The 24,293-nt window shown below is 40.3% G+C and carries 20 protein-coding genes; 3 read left to right on the forward strand and 17 right to left on the reverse strand.

Annotation, left to right across the window (positions count from 1 at the left end; translation table 11 throughout):
• Positions 1-118 precede the first annotated feature (118 nt).
• Complete coding sequence (locus M2444_RS05305; protein ID WP_280786449.1) at positions 119-1,165, forward strand: DUF418 domain-containing protein; 1,047 nt, start codon at positions 119-121, stop codon at positions 1,163-1,165.
• A 52-nt stretch (positions 1,166-1,217) separates the two neighbouring features.
• Here M2444_RS05305 and M2444_RS05310 read toward each other — a convergent pair whose 3' ends face one another.
• The 8 genes from M2444_RS05310 to M2444_RS05350 form a co-directional block, all read right to left on the reverse strand.
• Complete coding sequence (locus M2444_RS05310; protein WP_179283624.1) at positions 1,218-1,385, reverse strand: hypothetical protein; 168 nt, start codon at positions 1,383-1,385, stop codon at positions 1,218-1,220.
• Between the two features lie 154 nt (positions 1,386-1,539).
• On the reverse strand, positions 1,540-1,938 hold the full coding sequence (locus tag M2444_RS05315; protein ID WP_094876274.1) for a nuclear transport factor 2 family protein: 399 nt from the start codon (positions 1,936-1,938) through the stop codon (positions 1,540-1,542).
• 4 nt (positions 1,939-1,942) lie between these two features.
• On the reverse strand, positions 1,943-2,764 hold the full coding sequence (locus tag M2444_RS05320; RefSeq protein ID WP_094876273.1) for an MBL fold metallo-hydrolase: 822 nt from the start codon (positions 2,762-2,764) through the stop codon (positions 1,943-1,945).
• Between the two features lie 124 nt (positions 2,765-2,888).
• The gene (locus M2444_RS05325) at positions 2,889-3,509 is read right to left on the reverse strand and encodes a DsbA family protein (RefSeq protein WP_094869321.1); all 621 of its coding nucleotides are present in this window, start codon (positions 3,507-3,509) and stop codon (positions 2,889-2,891) included.
• Positions 3,510-4,082: 573 nt separating this feature from the next.
• Positions 4,083-5,723, reverse strand: a complete 1,641-nt coding sequence (locus M2444_RS05335; RefSeq protein ID WP_280786450.1) for an alkaline phosphatase — start codon at positions 5,721-5,723, stop codon at positions 4,083-4,085.
• A 131-nt stretch (positions 5,724-5,854) separates the two neighbouring features.
• On the reverse strand, positions 5,855-6,991 hold the full coding sequence (locus tag M2444_RS05340; RefSeq protein WP_280786618.1) for a glycoside hydrolase family 18 protein: 1,137 nt from the start codon (positions 6,989-6,991) through the stop codon (positions 5,855-5,857).
• A 4-nt stretch (positions 6,992-6,995) separates the two neighbouring features.
• A complete protein-coding gene (locus M2444_RS05345) occupies positions 6,996-8,096 on the reverse strand; it encodes an acyltransferase (RefSeq protein ID WP_280786451.1) in 1,101 nt (366 codons plus the stop codon).
• Positions 8,097-8,140: 44 nt separating this feature from the next.
• A complete protein-coding gene (locus M2444_RS05350; RefSeq protein WP_094869318.1) occupies positions 8,141-9,466 on the reverse strand; it encodes a glycosyltransferase family 2 protein in 1,326 nt (441 codons plus the stop codon).
• Positions 9,467-10,050: 584 nt separating this feature from the next.
• On the opposite strand from M2444_RS05350, the gene M2444_RS05355 reads away from it, so the two are divergent.
• Entirely contained in the window at positions 10,051-11,400 is a 1,350-nt protein-coding gene (locus tag M2444_RS05355) for a lytic polysaccharide monooxygenase (RefSeq protein WP_280786452.1), read from the forward strand.
• Positions 11,401-11,495: 95 nt separating this feature from the next.
• On the opposite strand, the gene M2444_RS05360 is transcribed toward M2444_RS05355, so the two are convergent.
• On the reverse strand, positions 11,496-14,084 hold the full coding sequence (locus tag M2444_RS05360) for a metallophosphoesterase (RefSeq protein ID WP_280786453.1): 2,589 nt from the start codon (positions 14,082-14,084) through the stop codon (positions 11,496-11,498).
• Between the two features lie 89 nt (positions 14,085-14,173).
• A complete protein-coding gene (locus tag M2444_RS05365; protein ID WP_280786454.1) occupies positions 14,174-15,082 on the reverse strand; it encodes a chitosanase in 909 nt (302 codons plus the stop codon).
• 235 nt (positions 15,083-15,317) lie between these two features.
• Here M2444_RS05365 and M2444_RS05370 point away from each other — a divergent pair, with 235 nt between their 5' ends.
• Entirely contained in the window at positions 15,318-16,157 is an 840-nt protein-coding gene (locus tag M2444_RS05370; RefSeq protein WP_094876268.1) for an AraC family transcriptional regulator, read from the forward strand.
• 21 nt (positions 16,158-16,178) lie between these two features.
• Here the strand turns inward: M2444_RS05370 and M2444_RS05375 are convergent, their stop codons facing one another.
• The 7 genes from M2444_RS05375 to M2444_RS05405 all read right to left on the reverse strand — a co-directional run bounded on the left by M2444_RS05375 (position 16,179) and on the right by M2444_RS05405 (position 24,289).
• Positions 16,179-16,832, reverse strand: a complete 654-nt coding sequence (locus tag M2444_RS05375) for a polysaccharide deacetylase family protein (protein ID WP_481857459.1) — start codon at positions 16,830-16,832, stop codon at positions 16,179-16,181.
• A gap of 78 nt (positions 16,833-16,910) precedes the next feature.
• On the reverse strand, positions 16,911-17,513 hold the full coding sequence (locus M2444_RS05380) for a YkoP family protein (protein ID WP_445671617.1): 603 nt from the start codon (positions 17,511-17,513) through the stop codon (positions 16,911-16,913).
• 183 nt (positions 17,514-17,696) lie between these two features.
• Positions 17,697-18,170 carry a hypothetical protein gene (locus tag M2444_RS05385; RefSeq protein WP_143812103.1) on the reverse strand — a complete coding sequence of 158 codons (474 nt, stop codon included), beginning with the start codon at positions 18,168-18,170 and terminating at the stop codon, positions 17,697-17,699.
• Between the two features lie 141 nt (positions 18,171-18,311).
• Entirely contained in the window at positions 18,312-20,114 is a 1,803-nt protein-coding gene (locus M2444_RS05390; protein WP_280786620.1) for an SgrR family transcriptional regulator, read from the reverse strand.
• A 383-nt stretch (positions 20,115-20,497) separates the two neighbouring features.
• Positions 20,498-21,553, reverse strand: coding sequence for an NAD(P)/FAD-dependent oxidoreductase (locus M2444_RS05395; RefSeq protein ID WP_094869312.1), 1,056 nt, complete (start codon positions 21,551-21,553; stop codon positions 20,498-20,500).
• Positions 21,554-22,558: an ABC transporter substrate-binding protein gene (locus M2444_RS05400; protein WP_280786455.1), complete on the reverse strand. Its 1,005-nt coding sequence runs from the start codon at positions 22,556-22,558 to the stop codon at positions 21,554-21,556.
• Between the two features lie 114 nt (positions 22,559-22,672).
• Complete coding sequence (locus M2444_RS05405) at positions 22,673-24,289, reverse strand: AraC family transcriptional regulator (protein ID WP_280786456.1); 1,617 nt, start codon at positions 24,287-24,289, stop codon at positions 22,673-22,675.
• Between the last annotated feature and the right edge of the window lie 4 nt (positions 24,290-24,293).

Consider the following 24,293-nt stretch of genomic DNA (forward strand, 5'->3'; position numbering starts at 1 on the left):
GGAGTTGGAACATTTTATCAGATTTAAGGATTCTGTAATGTTGACATTCATTTAATGTAAGGTTCGCAACTTATAGTGACTTCTAGGCAAATAAAATTATTTTCAAAGGAGAACTATAATGAACCCCTCCATCTCACAAAAAGAAAGAATTATTTCACTCGACATCATACGCGGACTTGCTCTTTTTGGCATACTGCTTATAAATGTTGGGGGCTTTAAACTTATTATGGAAGGAGATCCCTTGCCAGACTATAGTGGCATTAATGGAATCATCAGTACTTTAATCACCATCTTCGTACAAAAAAAATTCTTTTCTATTTTTTCATTCCTTTTTGGAGTAGGCCTGTACATTTTCGCCTCAAGAGCTGAAAGCCGGGGAGATCAACCAAGAAAGCGTATGGCTAGACGTTTACTAATCCTCTTGCTGATGGGAATCATTCATATATTTATCTTTTGGGGATCGATTCTCCCCGCTTACGCCATTATCGGATTGTTGTTGATCCCTTTTTATTACGCGAAGATTCCTACCCTTAAAAAATGGCTTGTTGGCATGACATTAATTTATATCCTTTGCCTGATGTCAAAAATATTTTCACCCTCGCTTGGGGTGTTATCAACTGTGTTAGATCTGTTTTCTAATGACGCTATACAAATCTTCATCATGTTTTTAACTGGCTTTTTAACCGCAAAATCAGGTTGGCTGACACGCATACAACAATTGTACAAACCGATTAGATGGATTCAGATTGTATCTTTTCTTTTGTTCGTTGGTTTCTCATTATGGATTTGGAACGCTTCTCAAAGCGGGAACAGCTATGTAGATTCAGTTACAGCCATAGGGTCACTTCCAACCACTTTGTTTTACTTAACCACATTATTTCTACTATTAGAGAATAAACATATCGTGAAAATTTTGAGGCCCATAGCACGAGTTGGTCAAATGGCATTTACAAATTATGTAGCTCAAAGCATTATAGGGACAGCAATCATTTCAATTATAGGTCTCGAAGTCGTCTCACCAAAAGATATTCTCTACATCGCTGTTCTGATTTATTTGATTCAAATCATTTTTAGTACCATCTGGTTCAAGTTCTTTTCTATGGGACCCTTAGAAAAGGGTTGGCGCTTGATGACCTATGGAACAAAACAAACTACAAAACGATAAAAACTCTCGCTAACTTGGGCAGCGGTGGTAGTTGATGTTCTCATTTTTCCAATTAAGCATCGTTTTCATCCACTTTTAACAGCTTAGTGGTCAATCTTATCGCTCTGTTCACACCAACGGTTGAACCGCATGTTCGATGAATTTGTCTCATCGTGATATCTTTATCCTCAGTTGCAGCGTGCATCTTTACCGGAAGTTCGTCAAGAATCGAAAAATTCATAAAGAAACGCCATCCTTTCCAAAAATTCTATAGAGAGGATAACGTCTTTTTGCTTTATAGGTAGTGTAAAACCTTAGCTTGATAGCGATGGGGTAGCGTCAGGAAAATGCAGTTATCCTGCCGCTACCCCGTATACAAATTAAGTTACAAACAACTAATTTGAACTTAATGCATTATTGACAGTTGCGCTGTCCACGATTTGAATAAATTTATTAACCTTATCATTCTCATCAAATTCATATAGATGGCAAAAGTCTGCTATAAATGATTTTCCTGTTGCTTTATACGTCCCACTATATTTTCCGTAGACGATAACAGTGTTATTATTAAACGCATAGATTTCATCTTTTGCAGAATAGCCATCCCATTCGGTTCCAAGGCGTTCATGTACGTTTTTCACTACTTCATCTGGACCTACATAAGTACCCGCATAAGGAAATCCAGCAGCTTCTGTCCAAGATACATTATCACTTAAATACATTTTGAAGGCATCCAATTTTCCTTCACCGGTTAATACATACGTTTCATGTAATAATTTTTGATAAATATTCATAACATTACCCCCAAGGAATTTCTTTCGTTACAACTTTTGCACTTAATTCTAATACGCCTTTATTTGCATAGCCTGGATATGCTGCTTCAAGTTTTGCAACAAAATCCGTAGAAGTTTTACTTTCTTCAGAAGCTTTAATTGCAGTTTTCAGATAATTGCTAGTTGCAATAAGGGCTTGATTATCTAAGGATTTTTCTATTGAACCATGGCTTGGTACGATTATATTAGCATTTAATCCTTGCAACACTTTCAAGTTCTCAATCCAAGCTTCCATTGCTTCTTTTGAGCTAGTATCTGCTAAGAAAACATGTATTTCGTTGAATATTTCAATGCCACCAATCAATAATTTCAATTCTCTGTTAAATAAGCTAGTTCTGTAATTATCTAAACCTACAAGTTCAAATGTTAAACCTTGAAAGTCAATAGTTTTTTCTGCAAATACTTGAGGCAATACAACATTACTTGGCGCGTTTTCTCCAAGTGCATCTTTCCAAACTTTTAATTTACCTAAAACAGAATGAACAATATGTTCAACAGTAGATTCTGTGGCATACGCAATGGCTTCTGGATACGCTGCTTTAATACTTTCTAACCCAAAATAGTAGTCCGGATCTCCATGAATAATAAAAATTTTATCTAAAGACAAGTTATTTTCATTTAGGAAATCAACAATTTCTTTCGAATCGGATTGAGTAAATTTCGCATTTATTAAGAATGCATGTCCTGCTTTTTCAACTAAGGTTGCAGTCACCATAAAACTTTTTTCTTCAGAACTAAATATCGTCAATTTCACATCATTTTGATTTATTTCGATTGTTTTAAACATAGAATTTTATCTCCTTTTTATTGAACCATCTTTAATTTCTAACGCTTTTTCAGGAGCTTTATTCTTCCTCTCAGCCGATATATTCTGTGGAATGATAAATGTTTTATACCTTAAATTAAAATCCTTAATAACAATCTTTAAAACGTGCTTCAATTTTATCCGACGTCATTACTCCGCCACCAATAGTAATTAATTGGTTATCCTTGTGTAGAAGTAAAGAGGGGTAGCTATTTATACCAAGTTGTTGAACCGTGTTGAAATCATTTTGAACATCTATTATAGTTTCTTGAGATTTTAGTCGCTCTAGTACTTGTTCAGGATCCAAATGATGATCAATAGCTATCTTACGATATGTTTCAGGGTCACTCAGACTTTTTCCATTATAATAAAACGCTTTTTGCATGGCAGAAGTAAATTCTAATAAACGGTTCGGTGCTAATGAACGTAAAGCTGAAAAGCCAATTGCAGCATCCTTTGAATTCATTGTAAAAGTACCTTCTGACAACAACGCCTGATATGAAGGACCAAATTCCGCACCAGTAAGTTCATTAATTCTTTTATTACCTTCTGATATATATGAGAATTTTTTTATTGGCAGATTATCTAAAAATAATCCTCCGGATAAAACAGTTAACGGAATTTCAGGGTGATTTTTGTGAAAACCTTTAATACTTTCTGAAAATCCATAGCACCATCCACAATATGCATCCCATATATATATAAGGGTGTCTTGTTTTATCTCCATTAAAAACGCCTACCTTTATTTTTTATTATTAAGCAGTCTCGCTGTTACTTAGAAATTCTCTGCTAACTTTTTAGCGCGTAGAATTGCATCTTCTTTAATCTATTGTGCTTTTTCAGCGCCTTATTATGCCCTTCAACATCTATTGCTTCAAAAGAAGGGACGCCAAAAAAATTCATTATTACCTAAAAATGGAGATTCCCCCTCTCTAGTTCTTCAGCTGGACCTTCAGAGTAGAAAGCACCAGGTGCTTGAGTATGAAGTGCTTTTTTATCTGTAACAGGGACTGTTACTACTACCTGTAACTATTGTAGTTACAGGTAGTGTGAAAGTCAATTCTTATTAACGAAAAAATTAACTTCCTATTGTTGGGCTCAATCTAAAAACCTTCAGATGTACTTCCTTGGTATGTATTCAAAAGCCTCCCGCGGGGAGATTTTCACGATCACTCACTTTCCTGATTCCAATTCAAGTCGAAATTTCTTTTCCCAACCCAAAAACCCCTTTTTTATAAGGGGTTTTTGGGTTTAAGCGCTTTAACTTTTCGGCGAAGAATCATACCCTAAACTTTAATAATCAGAGAATCAAGTCTACGGCATCCTGCGAAACCCACACTTTATCCTTAATCATTACCGTCAGCACATTGAGTTTCGTTGTTTTGCCATCCAGAATGGCGATGTTTTTATCAATAGGCAGCTTGAGAACCTGACCTGCTTTTTTCACTACAACCACCGGATTCGTCTTATCGGTCTTGTCTAGGGTGATCGTAGCTCCTTTGGACATGAATTTATCACTGGATACGTACAGCGTATCCTGAAGCTCAGCCAGATTTAGTCCGGTTACTTCTTGAATATACTTATTCACATCCGTATTCTGGATTACACCGCTGTTCACGAAATCGGTCGGTTTATAATTAGCCGGATGGTAGGCGAACAAACCCACTTCTTCCGATGTGTGATCATCCGTAGAGAAGGTTACGCCTATCTTATTTCCCAAGATTTTACCGAGGACCGGCGAAAGGTTATCCTTCATACCTAATCTGACTTGATCCGCTTCTTCTTTGGTTAAATCACTAAGTCCATAATTATCCGCAAGGACCTTTTTGAAATTGTTCTCATTAATACTGTCTTCAATGTAATAACTGGTATGCTTTGCTTTCTTCATCACGGAGACTAGGTCTTTAGTAGAATCATAGTTCGTCATATTGAGCCCGCCAGTAGCATGATCTGAAACGGACAAGACTGCTGTATTTCCGTCTTTTTCTGCAAAGTCAACAGCGGCTTTGAAGGCTTTATCAAACGCTAATGTCTCACTCATAATCCCCACCGGATCGTTATCATGACCATACCAGTCAATCTGACTTGCTTCGACCATCAGAATGAAACCTTTCTCGTTCTGTGACAACTTCTCTACAGCAACTTTAGTCATTTCAGCAAGGCTCGGTTGCTTTTGCGGGTTCAGGTCAAAATCAGCATCCAGTGCTTCGGGGTTGAACAGACCCCAGATTTTATTCGTTTTAGAATTCATTAAACCTGCTTTATCCGTTACGTATTCATACCCATTTGATTTCAAGACTTTGGTTAAATCTTCTCCATCCTTGCGGTTAATATCTTCTTTGCCGGGTACCAAATACCCGGACCCACCCCCAAGAAGAACATCTACACCACTGTAGACCATCTGTTCTGCAATTGACTGTGCATTGTCACGCGTATATGCATGACTTAAAAATGTAGCCGGTGTCGCATCCGTTAATTCACAAGTAAATACCGTTCCTGTACTTTTCCCTGCCATTCTCGCTGCATCCATAATTGTAAGCAGAGGTTTGTTCACGTCCTCTGGCTTAACTGCATCCACGAACGGCATCGTGATTCGGTCGGGCAGTATGGATACCGTCTCACTCTTGACCTTATGGCCTGTGGCATAAGCCGTAGCTCCCGCAGCGGAATCTGTGGTAAGTGAATCCGTAGAGTAGGTTCTCACCAGCCCGCTGAAATACTTGTCCATCGTAAGCGCCTGCCCTCCCTGATACCATCTGGCCAAGTTCACATGAGACAAGCTCATCCCATCCGTAATAAACAGGATCACGTTCTTGACCGTTTTGTTTGTAGGCGCATCAGAGTTATTGGCGCCACTGGCATAGGCCGTTCCGTTCCCTGCTGCAAGCAGACTGCAAACCATAATTGTACTGCAAATTCTTCCGATAACTTTTTTGCGCATTTGAATCCTCCTCTAGCAGATTTTATTAAGTACGTTTCTAGTTTAAAGGAGGATTGTTTGCGGGAGCAGCACCTATTCTCTTTTTATATATTAAATTCTATGCATATTTTGACTTGACCATTTAGCAATAACTACTTGTTCAGATTATCAGATAAATACTTTACTATGCCTTCTTCGGAGTCTTGAGAATACTCCCACACCATGACACCAGCCAATTTTTTATCTTTGATATATTTAACTTTTGCCTGCAAGGCTTCTTTATCTTCATACGTAATAAAAGTATCACCATCATACAAATAGGCCGTCTTAGCTGTATCGTCAAAGTATCGTTTAAATCGATCTTGACTCATATATTTTTCTTTTATTGTCTTGTAGCTTAAATCTACTTTGTCGATATTGATGGGTTTACCCAGTAAAAATGAGGCGTCCTTATTCTCATCACTTTTAACATTCTCCCATCCATAGGAATAAGCTGGAACACCTAGTAGAAGCTTACTCGGATCAACATCACGATCTAAATATAAACGAATAATACGATCCACGCTGGTTTTGCTCTTACTATTCTTATCTATAAATAAATTTGAATTATACCCTGTTGTTTCTGACCAAGCTCCAGTCAAGTCATAGCTCATCACATTAATGAAATCCACGTACTTTTCTACTTTTTTAACCTCAACGTTTTTGAAGAACCAATCTTCATTTCCAGCAGCAAAGGTTAAATAGTAATTTTTATTTTTACGCGGCAGTCTATCCAGTTTTTCATTAAGTTCCTTCATAAGACTAGTAAAGTTCTTGGTATCTTCTGGTCTGGCTTTAGTTGTGTTCCAAGAATCAAAGGCTGGATATTCCCAGTCTATATCGATCCCATCTAAATCTAACTCCTTAACCATTGCGATCATACTCTCAGTAAAAGAGTACCGGTTTCCATCCATAGAAGCATCGGAGAATCCGTCCGCTTTATATCCGCCAACACCAAGGATGAAACTCGTTTTTTTATTATTTGATTGCAGCTTTTTTATATTTTCTTTAATGATCTCATTTTTAGCAGGGTCCAGATCAAAATATACATTGGTTTTATCAATTTTAGCAAAGGCGAGAATAGCAATATCAATGTTTTTGTCTTTTAGATTAAGATCTTTAAAGTCTTTCCATAACGGTATGTACACGGAGGTTATTTTTTTGTCTGAATCATTGAGATTGTAATAGTAAATTCCCATGCCTATAGCTAATATAGCGATGAAGATTTTTGTATATATACTTATTTTCATCATGTTAACTTCTTCCCCCAAATAATACATGTGTAATATATTTATTTAGATTTAAGACTTTAACCGTGATATAGCTAAATAAGAATACAATAATGACATTAAAAGTAAGGTTAACTATGGATTGGAGTAGAGTAGCTTGTATTTCTGCTCTTCTGGATACCAATATTTCAACTAACAAATGAATTAAGTAGATACTAAAGCTAGCCTTGGAAATGGAGCTGATTATTTTTTTGACTTTGTAATTCAACTTCTCGCTAATCACGGTTTCTTTTTCTTTAAAATAGATAAACGTTCCAATAGCCATAAAAAATGTTGAGAGTGAATAGTTGCCATAGAACATTTCATCTAACACACCACTAGATAAGGAAGAAAAATAGGTCGCTAATGGCGTTACAAAAAAGGATATAATGCCTAAGTTAAAGAAAATATTTTTAGCTTTGATGGATATCGTATAGTTGAAGAGATAATATCCCAGGATAAAATATCCTAGATAACCCATGAACAAGGGGATGTTAGTTATGGGAATATTAATATATTCAGAGGTCAATCTGTATACGAGGTCGGAGATGAATTTATAAACCACACTAACCAAAAACCATATCAACAGATAATATTTTAAATCCTTTTCACTGCACACTTTTACCAGCTTACTAATTAATGGAACTGTTATATAGATCGCAATAATCGCATACAGAAACCATAAATGTATATAATTCTTATCAAAAATTAAACCGTACGAAAAATGAATGAAAAAATCATAAACGCCCATGCTGCTTTTTTGAATGATATATTGGGTGTAAACGGCATAAATAAGTGACCAGCTAACTAAGGAAATGATTAAAGGAAGTACTTTTTTAATATAAAATTTCCGATATGATTTCACTTCCACTCGAAGGATCATCGCACCACTTATCATAAAAAATATTGGCACAGCAAATCTAGATATCGAATTAAAAATGTTGCTAATCCACCAAGAGGTTGTATTGAAATCATTTGTCCTTGTAAGCAAGTCTGCAGTGTAGTGCAAAATGATAACAGCTATGATGGATATTATTCTTAACACATCTATAAATATAATTCGTTTATCTTTCAATATATGATTCATAAGTACCTCCTAATGAGTAGTTTGCTGATAGTTACAGTAGCAGACTAGCTGATACTTGAAACACCTTTTCTCTCAACGAATCCCCAGCCCTCGTCATTATCAAAGTATTTAAACGTGCCTACGATATTCATATAAAGCAGCAGATTTCGATAGGTTAGTAATTCAACTTGGCTAAATAAAAACATTCTTAAATAATCTTTAACTGAATAATTGCTGCCATATTTTTTGCATAAATAGAGAGAAATTCCGATTTGCAGCGCATTAATGACAATTACAGACAACATGAGAATAAAAGCCTTAAATAAATTGGTACCTAAAAAGAGTGATTGTATAAGATAAAAAATGCTTGTAAATGCTGTTAATGTACCTAGAACAAAACCATCGATAGCAAAAAAGAGACTGACACCAATGCTAAACTTTCGTGATAATTTGGACCAATAGATTAAAATGCAATCTACAAAGGCTTTTTGCCAGCGTATTCTTTGTTTATAAAAGTTACTTAAGTTTTCTGGGCATTCCGTGTAGCATACGGCTTCTGGCGCGTAGACGAGCTTCTTATTCAAGTTATTCGCTTTAATGAACTCGTGAATTTTTAAAGTAATATCAATATCTTCGCCTACAGTACTTCTAAACCCGTTAACGTCCACCAATATACTCTTATAAAAAGCACCAAATGCGCCTGAAATAACGACAATTGAATTAAAAACGGATTGTGTTAGTTTTCTAACATAAAATCCATGGATGTAACTGATAACTTGGCTTTTTATAATACCTTTACCAGTAAATTTATCTTGGATAACGCCGTTCCTTTTCTCAGCGCCCTGTACGATCTTTACCGTACCCCCTAAGGCGATGATCTTATCATCTTGAAAATATTGATTTACATATTTAAGCGAGTTAATTTCCAGCATGCTATCTGCATCCAACGTGATCACAATATCAGTATTCGCACAATCGATACCGGCGTTAAGTGAATCTGCCTTTCCGCCATTGACTTTATCAATTACAAATATTTTTTCATATTTCTCCGAAAAATAAATCCCTTTAATAGCAGCGTATGAAAGCTTCCCCTCTGCTTCTCTATCACTTATCGATAAGTCCAAAAGCTCATGTAATTTTTGAAACGTCTGATCCTTTGAACCATCATTAATAATGATGACTTCATAATTACAGTAATTTAGGCCCTCCATTGCATCTATGCAGTTCTTAATGGTGAGCTCCTCGTTATAAGCAGGAACTAAAACGGAAATCGATTTTTCATCACATTCGTTATTCAATTTCTTAACTTTACTGAAAAATAAAGGGATGACTGTGTAAAGAGTTTGAAACCCAATAAAAATGAAGGTTAACAAATAAAAAAAGTATTGCATCTCCTCACTCCTTTTTATCTATCTAAAGCTTATAATTCTATGAATTGAACTGTTCTCCAGACAGTTAATCCCACACTAATTTCAATCACTTACATCCTTTGTTAGTAATTCCAACTAATAATAGTAAATAAAACCAAAAATAGCAACCTTTGAAAGCGTTGTTATTGTAATTTTCTGAATAATATATAGTTTTCCTCTTTATTTTACATACATTAATTTTCATTTCACAAAAAAAGAAGAAAGAAGAAACTTTCAAATTCCAAGTATTAAAGAGGAAGATAGGAGAAATGTAAATCGGGTTCTGAGGAAGTCGTTTCATACTAGAAAATAGCATATTTCTTCTATTTATGGTAGACAAATTCCATTTATTTTCATATAATCACTATGAAGTTACAGCAATTGTTATCATTCAATGAATTTAGCCCTACACACCTTTTTCTCTACCTTTCATGTCGATATATGAGCTCTTATGAGTTTATATAAATACGTTCAACAAAGAAAGGAGTTGTAATTGAGATAAGACGTTCGGGTATGAATGCATCATTCATTCGCAGTGCATATTTCATTAAAAGAGGAGGAATAAAATGTCATCTTTTCGCATTTCTCATTCACCTTGGGTAAAGCTGCTAGCTTATGGGAGTATCATGTTGATTATTTCATTGGTTGTAATGCTATTTCCGGAAAGGTCCTTTTCTCACGGCTATGTTGAAGGACCTGCTAGTAGGGCAGCACTCTGTAAATCCGGACAAAATACAGATTGTGGCCCGATTGTTTATGAGCCCCAAAGTCTAGAGGCACCTAAGGGGTTCCCTGCTGCAGGGCCAGCAGACGGGAAGATTGCAAGCGCTAACGGAGCTTTTCCCAAGCTTGATGAACAATCGGCTACACGCTGGTCTAAAGTCAACATATCTGCTGGACAAAATACTTTCACTTGGAAACTGACTGCCGCTCATTCGACAGCAAGCTGGAAATACTATATTACAAAGCCTAACTGGAATCCTAATGCCGCTCTTACTCGAGACTCATTCGACCTGACTCCTTTCTATTCGGTGAACTATGGAGGTGTACAGCCACCCTTCTCTTACTCAGACACGTTTAACGTTCCGGAACGTAGTGGATACCACGTCATCTTGGCTGTGTGGGAAGTCGCAGATACTCCGAACGCCTTCTATAATGTCATTGATGTCAACTTTAGCGGAAGCAACCCTGTCGATACCCAAGCGCCTTCCGCGCCAACAGCTTTGACGGCAACTGCAAAAACATCCACCAGCGTTTCCTTGGCCTGGAACGCATCCACGGATAATACCGGTGTAACAGGGTACCAAGTATTTAACGGATCTTCTTTGGTTGCTACCGTATCCGGCACAACATTAAATTACACCGTATCTGGATTAACCGCGAATACTGCCTATACCTTTAGTGTCAAGGCAAGAGACGCTGCTGGCAATGTCTCAAATGGAAGCAATTCCGTCAGTGTTACTACCAATGCACCCGTCGGTAATGATACGGAAGCACCAACAGCCCCCGGCGGCTTACATGTTATGGGGACCCCAACATCCTCCAGCATTCAGTTAATGTGGAATCCGTCAACGGATAATGTTGGTGTTACAGGCTACCGTATTTATAGAGGAACGACATTAATCACCACTGTACCTGGAGCCACAACGGATTATACAGTAACAGGTCTTAGTGCAGGAACAACATATACGTTCAGTGTATATGCCTTCGACGCCGCAGACAATCAATCAGCGGCCAGCACCATCAATGGAACAACCGCGACAGCGTCTACAACCCCAGCTTGGGCACCTAATACCTCTTACACAGTCGGTGCGTTGGTAACCTATAATGGTTCTGTGTATGAATGTCGTCAAGCCCATACATCGATAACCAGTTGGGAGCCTGCCAATTCCCCGGCGCTATGGTTATTGAAATAATGATGTGAAAAAATCAAATCCCTAAATTGGGTAAAACCACGAGATACAGTGAAACTGTACTTCGTGGTTTTTTGCTTTTTAATACAATTGAGGATTCATTGCATTCCTGCTTCTGCTGGAAGCGAATTACTTCTTGTCCCCACTGCTTTAATAACGAAATTGTAGGATTTAGCAGAATCTATGCCGTTTAATGTATAGCTGTAACTTGTCTGACTGTTTACCGCCGGCACATACACGCTCCAGTTCGTGCTGACTTTATCATTTTTCTCGTAAATCCGGTAACCTCGCACTGGCTCAGAGCTATTTACTGGCGCTTTCCACGAAAGAACTGCACGGTTCCCGGACTGTCTTACTGCACTTGGATTTTGGACTATGCCGGGTTTAACGTCAGTCCTTTTAATACTGTAAGCGTCATAGACGGCAATGGGTTTATCTTTAACTGCTGTGTAGGATGTGAATTTCAGCACGTCGCTTGTAATGGATACATCCACGAACATTTTCTTGTTGGGCTGATCGTTTTTTGCTGCAAAAAAACTGTCTGCATCTGGATTAATAGCATAGAATTTCGAAGCGGCTGAGTTGCCCATTAGATACACGGTCCCTTTGGGATTCAGCACATTTCCTTGCTCATCGGTAATGACATTCTTAATCGGAACGTTGTTCAGCATTTGAAAAGACCTCATATACATATGGTCATGTCCCTCAAACACCATATCCACACCCAACTCATCAAATACAGGAATCAGATATTTCCGGTAAAATTCTACCCGGTCGCTTTCTGCCGAAGCATTATCCCCTGAGGAATAAGCTCCTTTATGCATAGAGACGAATTTCCACTTCTTATCGGTCTTTGCCACCTGATTCCGCATCCATTCCAATTGCTTCGTGAACTGAATATCTGCTTTGTACGGCTTGACCTCTCCTTCGTACTGGGAATTGATCTGCATAAACAGGGCATCGCCGTATTCGAAAGCATATACAGAACCGTCATGAGCACCCGTCCCGACATCTTTTGGAAGATTAAAATGGTTATAAAAGTTATTATTCGGATAATCCTCTATCTCATGGTTGCCGATAATCGGTGCAAATGGCACATTGGCAAATTCTTTTTTCGGCACACCCAAGAACCACTGCCACAGCTGCTCCAGATCACCATCATCCGTTAGATCCCCTGTAAGAAGAACAAACTTGGGATCTACCGTTTTCTCAATAGCTCGCTTAAAAGTATCCTGCCACAGATCGAAATTCGATTTACTTGAGCCTTGGGTGTCGGTTACATAGAGGAAATGGAAGTCCTGATTATCCGCCTTGTCCGTGGTAAAAGAACCCACCTCGCTCCAGCCGTCCGCATCACCGTTACCGGCCCGGTAGATATACTTGGTTCCAGGCTTAAGACCGCTTGCAATAACCTTGTGGCTAGCGAACTTTTTATACTTCTTGGAGCTTCTGTCTCCTGATGTCATTAAGGTTTCAATAACTGTTGCGCTGCCCTCATAAGAAGCTGCCAGTTGTTCCGGGAACTCGCTTCCTCCCGCATTGGAAGCTTCCACTACTTGCACTACTGTACCTCTGACGGTTTCGGCTGTATACCAGTCAAAGGCAATACTTGTCTTTGGGTCCCCATTAAAAGTCATGTTCAGCAGTGTTGGTGTTTTGATGCCGGTATCCGGAGACTTCGTCTTAAAGCTCCAGGTAATATCGTTCTCCGGTGTCCGGCCATCCGTAGTCCCCTTAACAAGCTCTTTTGGGATGGTCACGTTGTAAGTTTTGCCGGCAGTGAAATTAGGGTGGCTGACTTTGACTGTATCTTGACCGAGGAGCAAAGCAGAGATGTTGTTAAGAGGAACATTGTTTTCTGTGATTACAACCTGATAACTACTGTCGAGGCTGATGGCTTTGTTAAACTTCACTGTGATCTCTGCGTTAAGGGGAACATCTGCAGCCCCTGAAGCGGGAGTTTTGCTTACCTCAAGTGTGGGAGTGTCCCCAGGTTCGCTGCTGCTGCGTGTTCCTTTAATTACCACATCTTTAATTCTGCTTGAGCCTGAGCTGGACACCGTTCCCCCGCTTACGCTTTTCGCAGAGTTTACCACCCAGCGGATATAGAGTATATCTTGATTGTTTGTTCCGGCAGGCAAAGCGAGGTTCGTTAATTTGCAGGAATTATTGGAACAATTAAAATTGTTCTGGGCTAGAACAAGGTTGCCGCCCGTAACATCTGTCCATTCCTGTTGATCTATACTGTATTGCACCTTAAAATCCCTGGGTCCTGTACTTGAAGAGGTTTGCTGTGATGAGAGGAAGATACCTTCGAAGCCTTGGGTAGAAAGCGTGGCAAGCCAGTATTTTAGACCCGTTCCTTCATGCCAGCCCTGGTTGCGTACGCTGTTCTCACCTGAATCATAGGTGTATGCATCCGTATTAGTTCCTACATCACGAATGGATGAAGACGATTGATATACCCCGTCTGTAGCCGGAAATACACCATTTTCGCCTTTGTCTTTAAAAATCCACTGGGCAATCGTTTCCTGAACTGCCGCTGCTTCACTTGTAAGGTCTTCCTCAATTTCCTCCCTTCCTGCTGAGACAATACCGGTCAACTCCATGGCAAGCAGCAAACCTATAACCATTAGACTGATTACCTTGTAAAATCTATTTTTGAGATAAGATTGGTTGTTATCCATTCAGCCCATCTCCCTCTAAATTAATCTTACTTATCATCGAACCGCCGTCACCAAGAAGAACGGCGGTTCTGTCTACTCTTGCATTCCTGTTATTGAAGTTCCCAATCGGTGACTTGAAGGACTGCCGAATCTGCACCCTTCAGGTCTGTCTCTCCCATGTTGAGCAAATTGCTCCACTGCTTCACACGGTTCTTGCCGTTAGGCGGAGTGTTGTACTCATTAGTATCCACAATCTTGGTCCGTTCTTTATAGAATTTGATCATGAAAGTCTTCTCATCTGTGCTGCTTCCTGATTTACTCAAAAGCCCTTGAAGAGTCTCGGAGCCACCGGTAGCTCCATGGTTCAGCGCAGCATCCACGAAGGAACCAATCGTTAATGCCGAGTTAAAGCCGCGATTGCGGGCCTGCTCCACACTGTATTTAATGTAGATATTGTAGAATGTTTTCCACATAGCCTCTCTCCACTCGGGATCATTTTGCAAATTACCGATTTTTCTGCAGAAGCTCTCTTCGCTTTCGTTAATTTCGAGGATTTTCCCTTTCATCGAACCCTTAACACCGATCCGGGCCAATGCGCCTTTAACCGAAGGATTACTCGCGCCTTTGGCAGCATCATATGCCTTGAACAGATCCGGGCCGTCGGGACCGGTATCATTTGAGCCGCCTGTAGTCGCACCGAATATTCCAATCGTATATCCGCGGTCATCATCAATATCTTCACAATATCCGTAAAAATTGATCCAGTTCAGATCGTCCTGCTCCGGTTTATTGACAAGCATCATAATATTGTTCCACTGCTCACCATCCAGACCTGTGTTGTCGCGCAAGAATTGAAGTGTTGCCGGTGAGAAATTAGAATCCGGGTTCCCTGCCGCATAACTTTTCTGTTGAGATGCATTGGACAGATAGCCATAAGAAAAAATCATTGAAAAACTGAGCAGAATCAACAATGAAAATTTCATCTTCTTGGAAACCTTACTATTCGTTGAATTAAGCACCGCAATCTCTCCTTTAATTAAATAGTTTAAGCGCTTTAACTTTGAGTGGCAGCGAACCTTATCCCCAACCTATCTGAGCATGACAGCCCTCCTTTTTCCAACACTTGGTAATTCAATTCAAGCTTATCTCATAAAGTTTGACTAAACAGCACGTATTTTCTTGTAATTATTAAATTTTATACATATGTTGCTACAAACCCTAGATTAAGTCTACAATCCTCTTAGGAGGTGCTGAATGAAGCCGGTATTTTATGAGTCTACTCTTTTTGAGATCAGCCGCAAGAAACAGGTATACACCAGCATGCCTTCAAGACACTATCATGATGCCTATGAGATTCTGTATTTAATATCCGGGGATTTTTATTATTTTATAGGGGACAGAACCTACCAGGTTGCGGGCGGTACGTTGCTATTTATGGATATTCATGAAATGCACAAACTGGTCAATTCTGGATGCAATATGTATGAACGGGTTACACTGCTGTTTAAAAAAGAATTCCTGCAGCATTTCTGCACTGGCGGTCAATGTGAGGAACTGCTCGAATTGTTCAAAAGTGATTACCGCGCTTTGAAGATGACCGGGAAGGATCAGTATTTCATCGAACAGCTTTTTCAGAAGATGATCCAGGAGGGAAAGAAGCAAGATCGTGGATATGAACAGTACCAACAAATAATATTGGTGGAGTTGCTTCTCTATCTTAATCGTAAACTATTTGACAGCCGTGTAGCTCCAATGTTGGAATCCAATCGCACACACAAGAAAGTCCTGGACATCGTTAATTATGTAAATCAACATTATATGGAACCGCTTAAGCTCTGTGAGATTTCACGGCAGTTCGACATAAGCTCTTCCTACCTATGCCGAACTTTTAAAGAGGCCACCGGCTTCAGTTTTATTGAATATATCAATAACATCCGCATTAAAGAAGCGCGTGATTTGCTCGTTGGTTCTTCTTTTAATGTTACTGAAATTGCAGGTATGGTTGGGTTTGATAACATCTCCCATTTTGGACGGACCTTCAAATTAATGATGGGTATCTCGCCGCTCTGCTTCCGCAAACAATTTAAGTCATAACAGTAAAAATACTGGAATGCGTCAAGACATTTCGTCAAGACGAACAAATTGCAGGTTTCTTGTTGCCTGCAGTTGATTTAGCACTTCCTCTAAAGCTTGCAGCATAAAATAAGGAGCATGCCGGTCCGCGCCCACAGTCTCACCGCTGTCGTGAAGTAAGACAACAGAGCCATCAGTGATTCCACTTAACAGAATAGCCTGCATCCGGGTTTGACAGACCCGGGTGTTCCAGTCGCCTGCCTTCAGCGACCATAGAACAATTCGATACTGCTTGTATCGAAAGAAATCAAATAGATTGATTAATCCCCAAGGTGGACGGTAATGAGTGGGCCTGGTTCCGACAATAGACTCTATAATATCAGCGGAGCGGTCCAGATGTTCTCGCCTAATCGTACGGGGCAGCATCAGCCAGTTAGAGGTATGACAATAATTATGGATGCCAATCTGATGGCCTTCCCGATCCATTCTTCTGATCAGGTCTGGATACTGCTCCGCTCGCGATCCAAGCACGAAAAAAGTGGCTTTCACTTGATGTAACTTCAATAAATCCAGTAATTCCGGCGTATATTCCGGATGTGGTCCATCGTCAAAAGTGAATGCCACCTGTTTCTTTACCGTTCCTTTGCGAAAGACACCAAAGCCGCTCACTCGCGTAATCAAACTCGGAATAAACATGTAAAGGGTGGCAGTACATAGTATTCCTCCTATAAGATATGTAAGAATAATTACACCTCCATATAACAAGCTTAAGACTTATCCAGAATAGTTCTGTCCGGGTGAGAACCGATTCTTCAGTGAGGCCCGTGAATGAATCAGTAACATCGGGACCAGTTGTTCGGTTCGCCGACTGATTCTTTGTCTGCCTTCCGGATGCATGGCAGACAGCAGCAATCGAAGATAAATGGTGGTGATGCGTTCAAAAAAACCGGACTTTATATTTTGTTGTTCAAAACCAAGACCATGTGTTAATCCCCGATGGAGCAGTGTAATACCTAATAAAGCCTTGACCTGCCTGAACTCGGACTGCGATTCGAAGGCTTCATTGATTTGCTGCATTGATTTACGCAGCATGCGAGCCGTTTGGAGTGCAGCACGATCCGATCCTTCGGACTGGATCAACTTCAGGATACTTCCATTATCGAGGTGGAGCTCTCCCACCCACTCGCCTTGGTTGATGACCGTGGCGTCTTGGCATATAATAGGCTGTCCCCGGTGCTTTTTTAACATCACGGTACATATACCAAAGTGCGACTTATGCGCTCCACGAAAATGTGAAAGCAACGCAAAAGCTTTTTCCCACATCATCCAGACGGACTGCACCGTGGTTTTACGTATTTTGAAACCCAACTCATCCACCCTCCTTAAAACGGTTATAGTCTCTCATTTCATACATTGTGCATAACGGATCGGCTGCAACAAAGGAACATAATGAACCTCATTAAAACTTTCTTAACGTCTACATCTATTGGACGCCATACAGTGGAATTTCTCTGCGATTATATTAAATTTTCGTATAACTTTTTTCATTAGCTACTCTTTCTAGTATTTTTTGAGTTGTCGTGGGGAAGTCACTACCCAAACGATGAAAGCCGTTAGTGCCACACCACCGAAAAAAATGTACCCATTAAAAAACAGGTTATTTGTGTATTGGTTAATCCAACCGAAACGATACACCACGGAGTCTTTATGGTTAGTAAATCCATTGAGATTGTTAGATAATGAACGAATTTTAGATGTTTCTCCCCAAATCATTATTCCTATAATAAGTATGGAGGTTAAAGGGAGTGTAACATGGACAAGTTTACTTTTATTCTTACTTTTGAACCCCCTAATTAAAGCACCTACATTAAATAATAAAATGGTGAACAACAATAATCCTACAACCAAAGCTATGATACCTGGGTTACCATTCCCTGAAATACTTCCACCAGGACTATATTTAAAAGTCATCCCTTCTACAGCAAAAATACTAATCACATTTAATATCAAAATAATGAGTAATTTTCGCAACATAATGCCTCCTCTTCACCTGACCTAACTGGTAAAATACTAAAAAGGCGGCTTTCCCCTTTGCAGAAATCTCTGTTCAAGGAAAGCCGCTTCTTCATGTTGTCAATTCTCTGAATTTTGTCTAACGTGTTCAAGGATACTTGCTTAGCTCAGCTTTTCCAGCCAGATATCTTTAAAATCGACCCACCCAAGTGTATTCAAATGGACGCCACGGATTGAAGGATGTAAGTATGTTCGAAACTCTTTATGATGGAGAAAAATGACCGAAGCTTCGTCGCTTAAATGTTCCTCAATCCCCTTCAAATGCTGGCGTCTGCCAGTTTCCGTATCGGCGCTTAAGGCATCGTCAATTCTTCCGTTAATCCAGTTCAGAAGCTCATCGTCCAAATACGCCCGGAAAGGACTGTCCCCATGCTCATAAACTTCAATCTCACATACCTCGTCTTCAGCCAAGACGAATCCTACGATCATCAAATCTTCGTCGCGATGTGGACTGCCACAACCAGGTTTATCTTCCCATGAAATGATCTTTAGATCTACCTTAATACTCCACTGCTCAAGTCTTTCCACAATCCATCGAGCATCTTCCTCAAACTTCTCATGGGCAGTGAAGCGGATGACTGAACCGTCATAATTCGATTCACGCAGAACAGTTTTTACACGATCTAGACGGAACGGTTCAACAGAGCGGGATTGGCTCGCTTCCGGGTGGAAACCGAAGGCAGATAGCACGCGATCACCCCCCAGTTCCGAGACCAGGTCGCCAGTATTCAGAATCATGCGTACCGCCCGGCGGAACGCCTCCGACTGCTGTGCACCCGGCCGTCGAAGATTCCAGGTTAGCATCGTACAGCCATTGGATAATTGCTTTAGCGTCTGCCAGTCTCCGTTATGGTTTCCCAGCGGATGATTCTCGACGAACTCGTGATGCAGCACCTCGGGAATATTAATTGCTGACTGAAGACATTCCTCCGGCATGGTAATCATATCCACACCATCCAAATAGGGCCTTCCTTCATGATAGGCAGTGTGGGCAGCCAACTCGATGCAGTGCGATGACTGCGAGACGATCCGAAAAGGGCCGGTGCCGATCGGCAGCCGCCAGAAGTCCGTCTCTTCCATACCACCCAAGTTGGCAGGCAGGATGGATGCTGCGCTGGAGCACATGTACCTGTCGAAGATTCGGTTTGGCTGCTTCAAATGCAATTGTATTACACGCGGGCCTAGCGCTTCGATCCGTTCTACTCCCCGCAGCAGCCAGCGGTTATTGGTGTCTCCGCGCAAACGCTCCAGCGTAAAGGCTACATCTCTTGCGGTCAGTTCGTGCCCATTATGGAAGTGCACCCCCTTGCGTAGATAGAAGGTCCACTCACTCGCTTCTGCATTGGACGTCCAATGATGAGCGATACTCGGAACAATTTTGCCCGCAGCTTCATCAAACCGGAGGAGGCGGTCGTAAATTTGCCGCAACAGATGTGCGTCAGCGCAAAATCTTACTTGAGCAGGGTCAAAGGTCGTGATGGGACTGTAAATCGGGAAGCGCAGTATGTCACTCGTAGAGATACCATCACGTGCTTCCTCTTTTCGGTAGCCAAATTGACCGTTTAGCCATTCAAGGAATTTGGGCTTGGCAAGCGTTCCCTCACCGAACAATTGTAGCCATTCAAAAGCTTGCTTATAATCCCCTTTTTCTGCCCAGCTCTGGATCAAGCTTAGCAGGAAAATTTCCTTGTCCGTCTTGAAAGCGATCCGCGAGCGATTCCCACGTCCGCGCCCCGGAATCCAATCAATCAGACCTTCTTCCTCCAGCCTGCGCAGGATAAGCTTCGCGTTCCGAGTGGTGCAGAACAACGCTTCCGCCAGCTCCTCCAAGGTTGCTTCTACGGGCATTCCCTCACTAATCCCCCCACCGAAGCGGTCGTAAAGCGTAAAATACCGTTCAGTCATGATCACCTTTTTCTGCCTCCTGTCGGTTATATTCCTCAAAAGAGGAAATCATGTGTGGAAAGTATACGCTTTTTATCCCCTTTTGAACAGCGCATAATAAGTCTTACAGAAATAAGGAAGCGGGGGAGAACATATGTTGGAACATCCATATCTGATTGAGAAACTGAGAGAATATCGAGAGGCAGAAATAAGTTGGCGACTTTTGAGGCGAATTCAGAGCTGCTTATGGAAAGTTAAAAGAAGTAACACCACACAAAAATCAGCTATCCATTCGTAAACTGGCTTTCGGCTTCCAAAACCCTCATGACCAACTCCTGCAGGATAGACGTAAAAAAAGACGACTCGAACGTCGTCTTTTGGGATGTATTCATTTTCAACTCCTATTAGGACTGTATGACATTGAGGTTTCCACAAGCCTCGTTTCCAATGGCTTTGTTTTTCTCAAAAAAACGAGCGTTATGAGAAGAAACACCAGCCATATCTGAAGCTGACGGATCTAGATAAAGTTTGGCACTATTAACTGCTAACACAGCATCATTAAAGGCACCAGCAATTAAACGAACCTTACTGCCATAAGTAATAAAATCACCTGCTCCGAAAATCCCGGGGATACTGGTTCGCATCCGCTGATCAACAGACACACCATAATCTTCTTTGTCTAAGCCCCAGTTCAGTAAATCCCCAAAATCACGATCAAATCCATGACTCACGATCACTTCATCGACTTCAATTTGTTCTATTTCACCAGTCTCAGCGTGTTCTAGAGCTACAGTTCCAATGCGTTCACCTACGCCATATAAGCGAGAGATACTATACGGTGTCATGACCGTAGCGGATGTTTTCATTTGGGCTACAGGCAGCTCATGTGCAGTAAACTCATTTCGTCTATGTACCACAATGACTTGCTTCGCCAAACTCACAATTTCATTTGCCCAATCCACTGCGGAATCTCCTCCGCCAGAAATAAGAACACGTTGATCTTTAAATCTCGATAAATCTGTAACGGTGTAGTGGAGATTATTCAATTCATAACGGTTTGCACCTTCAATATCCAGCTTTTGAACTTGCGTCATTCCGCGACCAGCACATAGTAATATAGTACGTGTATAATGAAGTCCGCCTGTTTTGGATGTCAGAATAAATATATCATCCTGCCGCTCCATATGAGCAATTTCCTGTCCTAGTACAAGGGTTGGATCAAAAGTTCTAGCCTGCTTCTCTAAAGAATCTATTAAGCGTTCACAGCGTATTGGATCAACGCCGCCAACATCCCACACTAACTTTTCAGGATAGGTGCGCATGAATCCACCTAATTCCTCTTTGGCATCAATTAGTTTTGTACGCATGGCTCTCATACCACTATAAAAAGCTGCATACATGCCTGCGGGGCCACCACCAATGATCGTAATATCATAGATATCGAGTTGTTTTGCGTTCACTTAAGGCACCAACTTTTCTACGATATAGTCAATAAGCTTACTTGTTCCAATTGGACCTTTGGCTTGAATATAATCATTGGTACGTATTGGGAAGACATCATTATTTTTGACGGCTTTCAGGCTTTTCCACAGCGGATTTTTTTCTAATTCTGCTAATGATTCTGAGCTATCAAGATCCACCATACTTCTTGTTTCCAGGAAAATATAATCCGGTTTGATGTCCGGTAAAATCTCTAATGAAAACTGTGTGAACCACACATCGGAATCTTTAGTAACTTCAGGACTATTCAGCCCGAGCGTTTTATAAAAGAATTCACTAACATCGTCATCTGCTTTTGGTCCTAAATAGCGGTACCGGCTAGGTTCTACTCGAAGCACGAGTACGGTTTTATCGCCAATTGCCTGATGAATTTTATCTTTGGCCTCACTCGCCTTCTGATCAAGAGCAGTTAACAGCTTGTCCGCTTCGGTTTCTTTATTAAAAAGTACTGCCAGCTCTTTCACCGCATCATGTACCCCCACACCTGCCTTTAGAGCGACTGTCGGCGCAATTTTTGACAACTCATCATACACCTTGGTATCCAAGCCTTCACCTGGCGTAATAATCATATCCGGTGATAAGCTGAGTAGTTGCTCCAGATTATATTCATATTGTGTTTGTGAGATCAGTTCAACTCCGTGTTGTTCCAAATAGGGTGTTCGATAATCAGGTTCAATCTCAGGAACGACCACACTCGCCTGAGGGATAATGCCCATCTCGATTAAATCCTCTGCATAACTCGAACTCGTGACAAGAATGTTTTTAGGATTAGCCGGAATAGTAACATCTCCAAATATATCACTTACCACTCTTGTTTCTTTATCATCACTTACGTTTGTTTGATTATTACTTACTTTTTGATCCGTGGAAGCTTCTTCTGGCTTATTTGCTGATTTGGAACATGCCGCTAAGACAAACACTAATAGCGTTATTCCTATCAACGTAAATATACGTTTTGACATCATCTATTCTCTCCCCTTGTATTGATAATAATTATCATTATCAAAGATTATCAAATAAGAAGATATCATTCCATAGGAAATGGTGCGGATTTAGTTGGATTTTTGTGCTCTACTCTATTAACGGCTTATTAAGTTACTAACAATTTGATCAATTATAATTTTCTGCCCATTGACTCCACAACCATCTACCCAAAGACTTGTATCAATATAGGAAACGTGATTATTTTTGACCGCTTTTAAATTTTTCCACGGTTCGCTTTCCATAAGTTTATCCATATTTTCTTCAGCACTAAAATTCTCCATCACACGTTTCTCCACGAAAAGATACTCAGGATTAGCCATATACAATTGCTCCATTGAACAAGGATTAAACCATGCCTCACCTGACTTTAAAGGCTCTGGAAGTGATAGTTGCAACTTACTATAGAGTAATTGAGAGACTCCGCTTGAGTTCCCTCCTAAATATCGATATCCGAAAGCTTCTACTCGCAACACCATTACTGTAGCACCGGATTGGATAATGGGTTGTAATTGTTGCCTTGCAGCATTTATTTCATTTCCCATTTGAATTTGAAGTTTTTTTGCTTCTTCGTTCTTATGAAATAAAGCGGCCAATTGACTAAGGAGGATGTCTATATCCATGGTAAGACCCGTTATTATTGGAGCGATTGTGCGCATTTTTTTCTTAACTTCTTCCGTTAAAAAATGTCCAATAATTAATTCAGGCTGCTCTTGTTGAATTAACTCTGTATTCGTAACATATTGCGACACTTCCAACAGTTTAATTTGATGCTTTTTAAATAGATCTCGTTGATGTTGAGGTAATAATAACGGTGTTACCATTACAGCATGCGGTATTATCCCTAATTCGATTAGAACTTCAGCACAGAGTGGTGAAATCGATAAAATATATCGTTGATGCAATTGTTGAGCATAATTTCTGGGTGACACACCCGCAAAGTGTTTGAAGCGACGACTAAAATAATGGACATCTTCAAAACCTACCTTTTTAGCTATCTCTTGTGATTTCGCTAAAGTTAATATTATTTCTTCTTTTGCACGATAGATCCTATAATTAGCTAGATAGTCTAACGGAGGTTTGCCACATCGTTCGCTGAATTTCCGAGAATAATGCCACTGACTTATTCCTGCAATTTGCGCTAATTGCTCGCGTGTTATCATCTCACTATAATGTTCCTGGATATAGTCAATAGAACGAAGAATTCCTTTTTCTGTCGTCTCTTCATCACCCGATTGTTTTTGATATAAGTGTTTCAACAATCCATATAATAGATGCTGGTTTCTGACCATCGATTCGCTGACACTACTAGCCAAATTCTCATTCAAACTATCACTAATACTCGTCAAAAAACCGCCCGTCAACTGTATAATTTGATAGGTATTTCCAACGGGGACATGCCAATTGAATTTAGACACCTTACCTTCTGCAATGAACGGGGAATAGGTATCAAATTGAATTTGCCAACCTGCTAAATCCAGATTTCCTCCTTCTAAAACTTCAATAAATGAGTTTGGTTCAATAGCAATTAAATTGCCGAAAGAGACTTGAACACGATGCCCATTCATATTCCAAATCGCTTGACCATCCGTAATAATGATTAATGTATTTGAAGTAAAATAATGAATGGCTTCCACAGTGATCCATTTAGCTGGTATCGGTTGAGTGGACTCCCATTGAGCGATCCATCCAAGATCATTTGGTTGTGCTTTCAAATTC

Source organism: Paenibacillus sp. PastF-3, from assembly GCF_029893135.1.
In the GTDB taxonomy this organism is placed as follows: Bacteria; Bacillota; Bacilli; order Paenibacillales; family Paenibacillaceae; genus Paenibacillus_AQ; species Paenibacillus_AQ nitricinens.

Bases quoted from the DNA above. Each gene is read 5' to 3' on its own strand.
- M2444_RS05350 (WP_094869318.1), bottom strand. From the start codon at position 9,466: ATGCAATACTTTTTTTATTTGTTAACCTTCATTTTTATTGGGTTTCAA.
- M2444_RS05315 (WP_094876274.1), bottom strand. From the start codon at position 1,938: ATGAATATTTATCAAAAATTATTACATGAAACGTATGTATTAACCGGT.
- M2444_RS05360 (WP_280786453.1), bottom strand. From the start codon at position 14,084: ATGGATAACAACCAATCTTATCTCAAAAATAGATTTTACAAGGTAATC.
- M2444_RS05355 (WP_280786452.1), top strand. From the start codon at position 10,051: ATGTCATCTTTTCGCATTTCTCATTCACCTTGGGTAAAGCTGCTAGCT.
- M2444_RS05340 (WP_280786618.1), bottom strand. From the start codon at position 6,991: ATGAAAATAAGTATATATACAAAAATCTTCATCGCTATATTAGCTATA.
- M2444_RS05325 (WP_094869321.1), bottom strand. From the start codon at position 3,509: ATGGAGATAAAACAAGACACCCTTATATATATATGGGATGCATATTGT.
- M2444_RS05375 (WP_481857459.1), bottom strand. From the start codon at position 16,832: ATGTTTATTCCGAGTTTGATTACGCGAGTGAGCGGCTTTGGTGTCTTT.
- M2444_RS05305 (WP_280786449.1), top strand. From the start codon at position 119: ATGAACCCCTCCATCTCACAAAAAGAAAGAATTATTTCACTCGACATC.
- M2444_RS05335 (WP_280786450.1), bottom strand. From the start codon at position 5,723: ATGCGCAAAAAAGTTATCGGAAGAATTTGCAGTACAATTATGGTTTGC.
- M2444_RS05345 (WP_280786451.1), bottom strand. From the start codon at position 8,096: ATGAATCATATATTGAAAGATAAACGAATTATATTTATAGATGTGTTA.
- M2444_RS05370 (WP_094876268.1), top strand. From the start codon at position 15,318: ATGAAGCCGGTATTTTATGAGTCTACTCTTTTTGAGATCAGCCGCAAG.
- M2444_RS05320 (WP_094876273.1), bottom strand. From the start codon at position 2,764: ATGTTTAAAACAATCGAAATAAATCAAAATGATGTGAAATTGACGATA.
- M2444_RS05385 (WP_143812103.1), bottom strand. From the start codon at position 18,170: ATGTTGCGAAAATTACTCATTATTTTGATATTAAATGTGATTAGTATT.
- M2444_RS05400 (WP_280786455.1), bottom strand. From the start codon at position 22,558: ATGATGTCAAAACGTATATTTACGTTGATAGGAATAACGCTATTAGTG.
- M2444_RS05310 (WP_179283624.1), bottom strand. From the start codon at position 1,385: ATGAATTTTTCGATTCTTGACGAACTTCCGGTAAAGATGCACGCTGCA.
- M2444_RS05390 (WP_280786620.1), bottom strand. From the start codon at position 20,114: ATGACTGAACGGTATTTTACGCTTTACGACCGCTTCGGTGGGGGGATT.